This window comes from Hamadaea sp. NPDC051192 (assembly GCF_040682475.1).
Classification (GTDB): Bacteria; Actinomycetota; Actinomycetes; order Mycobacteriales; family Micromonosporaceae; genus Hamadaea; species Hamadaea flava.
In genome coordinates this window covers 30,668-39,779 of sequence record NZ_JBFBAZ010000069.1, presented here as the reverse complement: position 1 = coordinate 39,779, position 9,112 = coordinate 30,668, and the positions used below count along the sequence as shown (strand labels likewise).

The 9,112-nt window shown below is 69.9% G+C and carries 9 protein-coding genes; 4 read left to right on the top strand and 5 right to left on the bottom strand.

Translation table 11 applies throughout. The annotated features are described in order from the left end of the window. Positions 1-91: 91 nt before the first annotated feature. Positions 92-772, bottom strand: coding sequence for a hotdog domain-containing protein (locus tag AB0M47_RS26000; RefSeq protein ID WP_363418544.1), 681 nt, complete (start codon positions 770-772; stop codon positions 92-94). Further along, the gene (locus AB0M47_RS25995) at positions 769-1,857 is read right to left on the bottom strand and encodes an exo-alpha-sialidase (protein ID WP_363418542.1); all 1,089 of its coding nucleotides are present in this window, start codon (positions 1,855-1,857) and stop codon (positions 769-771) included. Before AB0M47_RS25995 ends, AB0M47_RS26000 begins: the two co-directional genes overlap by 4 nt. A gap of 96 nt (positions 1,858-1,953) precedes the next feature. Here AB0M47_RS25995 and AB0M47_RS25990 point away from each other — a divergent pair, with 96 nt between their 5' ends. Continuing rightward, the gene (locus AB0M47_RS25990) at positions 1,954-2,313 is read left to right on the top strand and encodes a PH domain-containing protein (protein WP_363418540.1); all 360 of its coding nucleotides are present in this window, start codon (positions 1,954-1,956) and stop codon (positions 2,311-2,313) included. 70 nt (positions 2,314-2,383) lie between these two features. On the opposite strand, the gene AB0M47_RS25985 is transcribed toward AB0M47_RS25990, so the two are convergent. Beyond that, complete coding sequence (locus AB0M47_RS25985; protein ID WP_363418548.1) at positions 2,384-3,238, bottom strand: 2-hydroxyacid dehydrogenase; 855 nt, start codon at positions 3,236-3,238, stop codon at positions 2,384-2,386. 84 nt (positions 3,239-3,322) lie between these two features. After that, complete coding sequence (locus AB0M47_RS25980; protein WP_363418538.1) at positions 3,323-3,697, bottom strand: VOC family protein; 375 nt, start codon at positions 3,695-3,697, stop codon at positions 3,323-3,325. A gap of 125 nt (positions 3,698-3,822) precedes the next feature. Between AB0M47_RS25980 and AB0M47_RS25975 the strand changes: the two genes are divergently transcribed. After that, a complete protein-coding gene (locus AB0M47_RS25975) occupies positions 3,823-4,923 on the top strand; it encodes a PQQ-dependent sugar dehydrogenase (protein WP_363418536.1) in 1,101 nt (366 codons plus the stop codon). Continuing rightward, positions 4,923-6,437, top strand: a complete 1,515-nt coding sequence (locus tag AB0M47_RS25970; RefSeq protein ID WP_363418534.1) for a metallophosphoesterase — start codon at positions 4,923-4,925, stop codon at positions 6,435-6,437. The genes AB0M47_RS25975 and AB0M47_RS25970 overlap by 1 nt, the downstream gene beginning before the upstream one ends. A gap of 34 nt (positions 6,438-6,471) precedes the next feature. Here the strand turns inward: AB0M47_RS25970 and gatB are convergent, their stop codons facing one another. Next, positions 6,472-7,965 carry an Asp-tRNA(Asn)/Glu-tRNA(Gln) amidotransferase subunit GatB gene (gene gatB, locus AB0M47_RS25965; protein WP_363418532.1) on the bottom strand — a complete coding sequence of 498 codons (1,494 nt, stop codon included), beginning with the start codon at positions 7,963-7,965 and terminating at the stop codon, positions 6,472-6,474. A gap of 143 nt (positions 7,966-8,108) precedes the next feature. On the opposite strand from gatB, the gene era reads away from it, so the two are divergent. After that, complete coding sequence (era, locus tag AB0M47_RS25960; protein ID WP_363418530.1) at positions 8,109-8,996, top strand: GTPase Era; 888 nt, start codon at positions 8,109-8,111, stop codon at positions 8,994-8,996. Positions 8,997-9,112 lie beyond the last annotated feature (116 nt).

The following is a 9,112-nucleotide window of genomic DNA, read 5'->3' as shown; positions in this document are numbered from 1 at the left end:
ACGCGCCCCGGCGCGGCGCCCCCGGGGCGGCGAGCGGCGAGCGAGCGGAAGCGGCCCGGGCGCGGAGCGACCGGGCGGCGAGCGGAGCGAGTCAGAGGAGGGCGTACACGGTGGTGGCCTGAGCGGCCAGAACCCCGCCGGCCACCATGTCGACCTGGGCGAACGCCATCGACCGGCCGAGCTTGGTCAGCCGGGCGGTCACCAGCACGTCGACGCCGACGACGGGACGCTGAAAGGTGGCGTTGAGCTGCACGGTCGTCATCGGCCCGAAGCCACCCTTGGCGGAGCTGACCGCGATGACCGTCGCGGTGTCGGCCGCCGCCATCAGCGCTTGGCCGGACAGCGCGCCGCCTTCTCGGGCCAGCCGACCGGACCAGGGCAGCCGGAGCGTGGCGTAGTCGGCGCCCACTTCTTCGACGGTGAGGCCGAGGTCGCGTACCCAGTCGGCGAAGTTGGCGGCGAGGACCTTGTCGCCGTCGGCCGCCGTGAACTCAGCACCGCCGGCGACCGACGGAAGCACTTGAATCTCAGCCCCGTCGGCGATGGGCGTGGCGAGCCCGGCCAGACCACGACAGTCTTCCCCGTCTACGTAGACGTTGACGTAACGCCTGAGCTGTCCTTGTTCGTCGCGGAGTCGGCGGCCGAGGCGCGGCCAGCGCCGCTCGACCTCGGCCAGGACCGCGCCGAGGTCACCCGTCGTGTCGACGGCGACCGACTTCGCCCCCGCGATCTCCGTACGCAGAGCGGACGGCACCAGCACGGTGACGCTCACAGCTCGACCGCCCGGAGGCAGAGGATGCCCGGTAGTTGGGTGGCGACGCGTCCCCAGCTCTCCCCTTCGTCGGCGCTGGCGTAGACCTCGCCGCTCCGGCCGCCGAAGTACACCCCGGCGGGATCGGCGGTGTCGGTGCACATCGCATCGCGCAGCACGGTCGAGTAGTAGGGCTCGACCGGCAGCCCAGCCGACTGCGCCTGCCAGGACTTCCCGGCGTCGGTGCTGCGGAAGACCTGGCACTTGAAGTCCGGCGCGAAGCGGCTGCCGTCGGCGGTCAGCGGGAAGTTCCACAGCGTGTCGCCCCGCGTAGGGTGGGCCACCACCGGGAAGCCGAAATCGCTGGGCAGGCCGGCGGCGATCGACGTCCAGGTGACGCCGTCGTCGTCGGAGCGGTAGACGCCATGGTGGTTCTGCAGGTAGAGCCGATCGGGGTTGGCGTGATCGCGGGCCACCTTGTGCACGCACTGGCCGAACTCGGGGAACTGGTCGGGCATGAAGTACGCCTTGATCCCGGTGTTGCTGGCCGTCCAGGTCTGGCCGCCGTCGGTCGTGCGGTAGACGCCACCGGTCGACATCGCGACCAGGACGCGCTCCGGGTCGGCCGGATGCGGGCTGATCGTGTGGATCGCCTGGCCGCCGAACCCCTCGCCCCACTGCGTCCGGTGCGGGTGCTCCCACAGGCTGCGGACCAGCTCATAGGTGATCCCGCCGTCGACCGACTTGAACAACGCCGACGGCTCGGTGCCGGCCCAGACGACCGACGGATCGCCCGCCGCCGACCCGGGCGCGAACGCCCACACGCGGCGCAGCGAGGTATCAGTCCCGGCCGGGAAGGCGATAGGCGCTTTCTCCGGTTCCCGCCACGAGGCGCCCAGGTCGTCGCTGACCGCCACGCTCGGCCCGAAATGTGAGCTGTCGATCGCGGCCAGCAGCCTCGGCTGCTCGGGCCGCGGGTCGATGCCCACCGCGTAGATCGCCGTCATCGGGAAGTGCGGCACACTGACCTGCCACGCCTGCCCCACCTCGTCGCGCCGGGCCAGGAAGAGGCCCTTGCCGGTCCCGATCATGAGCAGTACGGACATCGCAACCTCCCGATTGGTTCCAGCGCCGCTGCCGCACCAACCCCGACAGTATTGCCGTGATGTCTGACACTTACCACGACATGCGAGAATCCGCAGGTGACCAGCTTCCGTCAGCCGACCGCCTTACCGGTCGCCGGCCTCATCGCCGCCATCGGCGCGTTGCCCCTGCTCCGGGCTTCGGGGTGGTTCTTCTTCGTGCCGCTAGGGATCTTCGTCTTCGCCGTCTGGGCCTGGCGCTCGGGCACCGACGCCGACCCGAACGGAGTACGCGTACGCGCGCTGCTCGGTAGCCGGAAGGTCGAATGGTCCCGGATCGAGGCCTTCGTCCCAGCCGGCCGCGACAAGGCGCAGGCCGTCCTCACCGATGGCACCCGCATCACGCTGACCGCCGTACGCCCGATGGACCTCCCCAGGCTGGTCGCGGCCAGCGGCAAGGAACTCGAACAGGCCCAGTAGGCCGGGCCGGCTCCCGCAAGAGGCTCAGCCGTCGCGATGCACAGGCTCAGCAGCCGTCGCGAGGAATGGCTCAGTAGCCGTCGCGGACGACGTTGACCAGTTCCTGGCCTGCGGCGTACCGGCGCAGTTGGGCTCCGGCGAGCTGGTAGCCCCGCCGGAGCACGCCCCGGACCGAACCCGCCACGTGCGGCGTGATCAGGACGTTCGGCATCGTCCACAGCGGATTGTCGAGGGGCAGCGGCTCGGGATCGGTGACGTCCAGCGCGGCCCACAGCCGGCCCGTGCCCAGCTCGGCGATCAGGGCGTCGGTCGACGCGACCGGCCCGCGGGCGGCGTTGACCAGCAACGCCCCGTCCGGCATCGCGGCCAGGAACGCCTTGTCCACCAGTCCGGTGGTCTCCGGCGTCAGCGGAATCAGCAGCACCACGACGTCGGCTGCGGGCAGGAGCTGCGGCAGTTCGTCCACGCCGCGTACGCCGTCGGCCGGGCGAGCGGTGCGCGCCACGAAGGTCAGCGACACCTCGAACGGTTCCAGTCGCCGGGCCACCGCCGATCCGATCGATCCGGCGCCGATGATGAGGACACGTTTGCCGGCCAGTTCGTCCGTCGGCGTCACATCGGCGTACGACCACCGGGGCTCCGCCTGGGCGCGCGCGAAATGGTCGAAGCGCCGCAACGAGCTGAGAATGGCCGCGACCACCCACTCCGACGTGCTGGAGTCGTGGACTCCCCGCGCGTCGCAGAGCGTGACGCCGGCCGGCACCTTGGCCGCCCACGCGTCGGCGCCCGCCGAGAGCAGCTGGACCACCTTGAGCGAGGCCATCTGCGGCAGCAGCACGGTGGTGCTGCCGCCGGACAGGAACGGCGGCACCCAGAACTCCACCTCGGCCGGGTCGCCCGGGAGCGGGGAGCTGGGGGTGGGCAGGAACGCGAGGTCCGCCCCGTCCGGCAACGGCCCCAGGAACTCGACGGCGTCGGGGTGGGAGATCCAGATCTTCACGCCCTCAGCCTATGCCGCGGCGCGCTCCTCCTCGCTGCGCAGTACGCAGAATTCGTTGCCCTCGGGGTCGGCCAGGACCGCCCAGCCGAGCCCGTCGGGGCGGCGATGGTCGGCGACGAGGGTGGCTCCGAGGCCCAGGATGCGCTCCACCTCCGCGTCCCGGCGGATCTCCGGGGTGAGGCAGATGTGCACCCGGTTCTTGACGGACTTCGGTTCGGGTACGCGCTGGAAGTACAACGCCGGCCCGTCGGGCGGCTGGATGGCGGTCTCCTCGTCGTCCGGTTGATGGTCGGAGTCCAGCTGCGTGTGCATGACCTCGGCCCAGAACCGGGCGAGGGCGTACGGGTCGGCGCAGTCGAACGAGACGTTGCGGATCTTCGGCATACCACTGATCCCACCTCGGCACCACAGACGGTGGCAAATCGATATGCGAGGGGAACCGTTCGACTGGGTGCGGTGTCGTCGTCTTCATGACGACACGCAGCACCCCCGTGCGTAGGGTTGCTCCTATGCGCCGTGCCCTCGCTTTGGCGATCGCGACTGTGACCGTGGGAGCCGGGCTCACCGGCTGTTCCGAGACCCGCGACCCGGATTCCGTGGCGGCGTCCGCGCCGACGGTGCCCACCGCGGTCGAGAGTACGAAGCCGCCGGCGGTCGCCGGCACGACCGTGCTGGTGGAGAAGCTCGATGTGCCGTGGGGCGTCGCCTTCCTCCCGGACGGGTCCGCCCTGGTCACCGAGCGGGACAGCGGCCGGATCCTCGCGGTGCGGGACGGAGCCGCGACCGAGGTCGGCAAGATCACCGAGTCGGACTCGAACGGCGAGGGCGGCCTCATGGGCATCGCGGCGTCGCCGCAGTACGCCCAGGACAAGACGCTGTTCCTGTACTACACGACCAAGCAGGACAACCGGATCGCCCGCTGGAAGATCGGCGAGCGGCCGCAGCCGATCGTGACGGGCATCCCGATCTCGGGGATCCACAACGGCGGCCGGCTCGCGTTCGGGCCGGACGGCTTCCTTTACGCGGGCACCGGCGACGCCTCGCATCGGGGCAACTCCCAGGACCTCAAGAGCCTCGGCGGCAAGATCCTGCGGATGACCGCCGATGGCAAGCCGGCCCCGGGCAACCCGTTCGGCGACTCGCTGGTCTGGTCCTACGGGCATCGCAACGTGCAGGGTTTCGCCTGGGACTCGGGCGGGCACATGTGGGCGACCGAGTTCGGCCAGAACACCTGGGACGAGATCAACCGCATCGAGCCGGGCAAGAACTACGGCTGGCCCGACGTGGAGGGCGCGGCCCACGATGCACGGTTCGTCGACCCGATCGTCGCGTGGAAGCCCGAGGAGGCCTCCTGTTCGGGGGCGACGATCGTCAAGGATCGGCTGATCGCGGCCTGCCTGCGGGGGAAGCGGCTGTGGATGCTGCCGCTCGACGGTTCGGCCGGGACGCTGGCCGGCCCGCCGGTCGCGGGGTTGGTGGACGAGTACGGCCGGCTGCGACACGCCGCGCTCGCTCCCGACGGCTCTATCTGGGTCCTGACCAGCAATAAGGACGGACGCGGCGAGCCTGAAAGTAGCGATGACAGGATTCTTCGGGTAAGTCTAGGTTGATGTGGCGGCAACGGGTTAAGACGATCTTCGACGGCAAAGGGCTGCGCGGTGCGCTGCGCATCCTCGGCGTCGTGATCGTCACCTTCGCCGGAGTCTGGATCGGGGTCGCCCTCGGCGCCCACACCTCGACTCCGGTGGGCCCGTTCCAGGCCACCCTGTCGATGGAGCCCACCCTCTACGGGGACAGCGAGGTCGACATCCCGCCGCTGGGGTCACTCAGCTTCGACACCCATGACGGGCCCGCCCACATCTCGGTGAAGATGGAGTCCCTGGACCGCGGCCGCACCGAGGCGCTCATCTCGGACCGCACCGCGATCACCCGGGCCAGTGAACACGCGGTCGACGACGTGCTCAGCGGCCTCGTGCGGCTCGTCCTGCGTACGCTGTCGGTCTCGATCCTCGCCTCGATGGCGCTCGCCGCCCTCGTGTTCCGGCGGATGAGTCGCGTGGCGTTGTGCGGTGGCCTGGCGTTGGTGGTGACCGGCGGATCGCTGGGCGTCGCGCTCGCCACCTTCCGAGCGGACGCCCTGGCCGAGCCTCGCTACGACGGGTTGCTGGCCAATGCGCCGGCCGTCGTCGGCGACGCGCGGAAGATCGCGCAGAACTACACGGCGTACGCCGATCAGCTGCAGAAGCTCGTCAACAACGTCTCGACGCTCTACAGCACGCTGTCGTCGCTGCCCACTTATGACCCCGCGCCCGGGACGGTACGCGTACTGCACATCTCGGACATGCACCTGAACCCGGCGTCGTGGACCGTCGTCCGGTCCGTCGTCGAGCAGTTCAAGATCGACGTCGTGGTGGACACGGGCGACATCAACGACTGGGGCAGCGAGATGGAAGGCTCCTACGCCGACTCGATCGCGCTGCTCAAGGTGCCCTACATCTACATCCGGGGCAACCACGACTCGGCGCTGACCTCGGCGGAGGTCGCCAAGCAGCCCAACGCGATCGTCCTGGAGAACGGCGTCACCACCGTCAAGGGGCTGACCTTCGCCGGGATCGGCGACCCTCGGTTCACCCCCGACAAGCAGACGCGGGCGGACGATTCGCTGCTCACCGACAAGACCACCGAGCTGGTCAAGTCGACCGGGGCGAAGCTCGCCCGCACCATCGACGCCCAGGGCGGCAAGGTCGACGTGGCGCTGGTGCACGATCCGGTCGCGGCCGGGCCGATCGCCGGGCACTGCCCGCTCATCCTGGCCGGCCACCTGCACGCCCGGTCGGTCTCGACCCTCCCCGCCGAGCCCGCCTCCGGGGCCACCGAGGACTCCAGCCTGCTCATGATCCAGGGCTCGACCGGCGGCGCGGGCCTTCGCGGTCTCGAATCGGGTACGCCGTTGCCGCTGGCCATGTCCGTGCTCTACTTCTCCGCGCCGGGCGGCAACGGAAGCGTCGCGCTGCAGGCGTACGACGACATCCACGTGGGTGGGACGGGGCTGGCGCAGGTCTCCCTGACCCGAAAGGTGGCACCCTTCGAGTCGGTGTCACCTACGCCGACCCCGACCGGATAGCCGCGCCCCAGCCGTCGGCCGGAGCGCTATGGGCTCAGCTGAGCCGGCTGATGACCAGCTCCCGGACGGTCTTGGCGTCCGCCTGACCCTTGGTCGCCTTCATCACCGCGCCGATGATCACCCCGGCCGCCGCGACGTTGCCGCCCCGGATCTTGTCCGCGATCTCGGGGTTGGCGGCGATGGCCTCGTCGACGGCGGCGGTCAGCGCGCCCGAGTCGGAGACGACCTCGATCCCCCGGGCCTGCATGATCTGCGCCGGGTCGCCCTCACCGGCGACGACGCCTTCGAGGACCTGGCGGGCCAGTTTGTCGGTGAGCTTGCCGTCGTCGACGAGCTGCTGCAGCTGGGCGACCTGCTTGGGGGTCGCGCCGACGGTGGCCAGCTCGACGCCGGTCTCGTTCGCCTTGCGCGACAGCTCGCCGAGCCACCACTTGCGGGCGGCCTCGGCGGTCGTCCCCGCCGCGATGGTCGCCTCGATCAGCTCGACCGCGCCGGCGTTCACGACCGACTGCATGTCCAGATCAGACAGGCCCCACTCGCTCTGCAGCCGCCGGCGGTGCACTCGCGGCAGCTCGGGCAGCGCGGCCTTCAGCTCGCTCACCCACGCCGTGTCGGGCGCGAGCGGCGCCAGGTCCGGCTCCGGGAAGTAGCGGTAGTCGGTCGCCGTCTCCTTCGAGCGGCCCGAGGTGGTCTCCCCGGTGTCCTCGTGGAAGTGGCGGGTCTCCTGGGTGATCCGGCCGCCCGTGCTCAGCACGGCCGCCTGACGGACCATCTCCGACCGCACCGCGCGCTCCACGCTGCGCAGGCTGTTCACGTTCTTCGTCTCGGTACGCGTTCCCCACTCCTCGCCCGGCCGGTTGAGGGAGGTGTTCACGTCACAGCGCAGCGAGCCCTGCTCCATGCGTACGTCGGAGACGTTGAGCGAGCGGATGACGTCCCGGAGTTCGGTGACGTAAGCCCGCGCGACGATCGGCGCCTTCGCGCCCGTGCCCGGGATCGGCTTCGTCACGATCTCCACGAGCGGGATGCCCGCCCGGTTGTAGTCCACCAGCGACTCCGACGCGCCGTGAATCCGGCCGGTCGCCCCGCCGACGTGCAGCGTCTTGCCGGTGTCCTCCTCGAGGTGCACCCGCTCGATGCCGATGCGCACCAGCTCGCCGTCGATCTCGACGTCCAGCCAGCCGTCGCTGCACAGCGGCTCGTCGTACTGGCTGATCTGGTAGTTCTTCGGCATGTCCGGGTAGAAGTAGTTCTTCCGCGCGAACCGGCACCACTCGGCGATCGAGCAGTTGAGCGCCAGTCCGATCCGGATCGTGGCCTCGATCGCGGCCTTGTTCGCCACCGGCAGGCTGCCCGGCAGCCCGAGGCAGACGGGGCAGACCTGCGTGTTGGGGGCCGCGCCGAAGCCGGTCGGGCAGCCGCAGAACATCTTCGTCCGGGTGCCCAGCTCGACGTGCGTCTCCAGCCCGATGACCGGCTCGAACGTCGCGGTCACTTCCTCGTACGCGGGCGGCGCAACCGTGGTCATGGCAGGGCTCCTCGATAAGCGACATCGGCGGGCTACGAAACGCGGCAAACTACCCGACCAGGTTAGTCGGCCGACCCCCAGCGCCCGCGACCGGGTTTCCGCCCGCCTCATCGGGGATCAAACCCGACCGGTAGCGTAGTCGTGTGGCTGATGATCAGTTCCGTGCCGGTTTCGCCTGTTTCGTCGGGCGGCCGAACGCCGGCAAGTCGACCCTGACCAACGCGATCATCGGGCAGAAGATCGCGATCACGTCGAACAAGCCACAGACCACCCGGCACATCATCCGGGCCGTCCTGCACCGGCCTGACGCCCAGCTCGTGCTGGTGGACACTCCCGGATTGCACCGGCCGAAGACGCTGCTGGGCGAGCGCCTCAACGACCTGGTCCGGACCACCTGGTCCGAGGTGGACGTGATCGGCCTCTGCATCCCGGCCGACGAGCCGGTCGGCAAGGGCGACAAGTTCATCGCGACCGAGATCGCCGAGCTGAAGGCCAAGGTCGTCGCGGTCGTCACCAAGACCGACCTGGTGAGCAAGCAGGTTCTGGCCGAGCAGTTGCTCGCGGTCAGCCAGCTCGGCGACTTCGCCGACGTCGTCCCGGTCAGCGCGGTCGCCGGCAACCAACTGGACGTCCTGGTTGACGTCATGGTCGGGCACCTGCCGAAGTCGCCCCGGCTCTACCCGGACGACATGCTCACCGACGAGCCGGAACACGTGCTCATCGCCGAGATGATCCGGGAAGCGGCGCTGGAGGGCGTACGCGATGAGCTGCCGCACTCGATCGCGGTGCTGGTCGAGGAGATCCTGCCGGAGGAGCGGCTGACCCGGGTCTTCGCCGACGTCTACGTCGAGCGGCCCAGCCAGAAGGCGATCGTCATCGGCGCGGGCGGCTCCCGGCTGAAGAACATCGGCGCCACCGCACGGGCCGAGATCGAGGATCTGCTCGGCACGAAGGTCTATCTCGACCTCCACGTACGCGTCGCCAAGGAGTGGCAGCGCGACCCGAAGCTGTTGCGCCGCCTGGGTTTCTGACGCCTAGTCGCACGTCTGGAAAAACCTCCCGCGATCGGTGCACCCTTCCCCGGGTGTTCGGTCGTCTTATGTGGAGTAGACATCCATCCATTCGAGGATGTCTCGTCCACAGTTAG

Coding starts and splice junctions, on each gene's coding strand:
- AB0M47_RS25995 (WP_363418542.1), bottom strand. CDS start 1,857: ATGTCCGTACTGCTCATGATCGGGACCGGCAAGGGCCTCTTCCTGGCC.
- AB0M47_RS25980 (WP_363418538.1), bottom strand. CDS start 3,697: ATGCCGAAGATCCGCAACGTCTCGTTCGACTGCGCCGACCCGTACGCC.
- AB0M47_RS25975 (WP_363418536.1), top strand. CDS start 3,823: ATGCGCCGTGCCCTCGCTTTGGCGATCGCGACTGTGACCGTGGGAGCC.
- AB0M47_RS25970 (WP_363418534.1), top strand. CDS start 4,923: ATGTGGCGGCAACGGGTTAAGACGATCTTCGACGGCAAAGGGCTGCGC.
- gatB (WP_363418532.1), bottom strand. CDS start 7,965: ATGACCACGGTTGCGCCGCCCGCGTACGAGGAAGTGACCGCGACGTTC.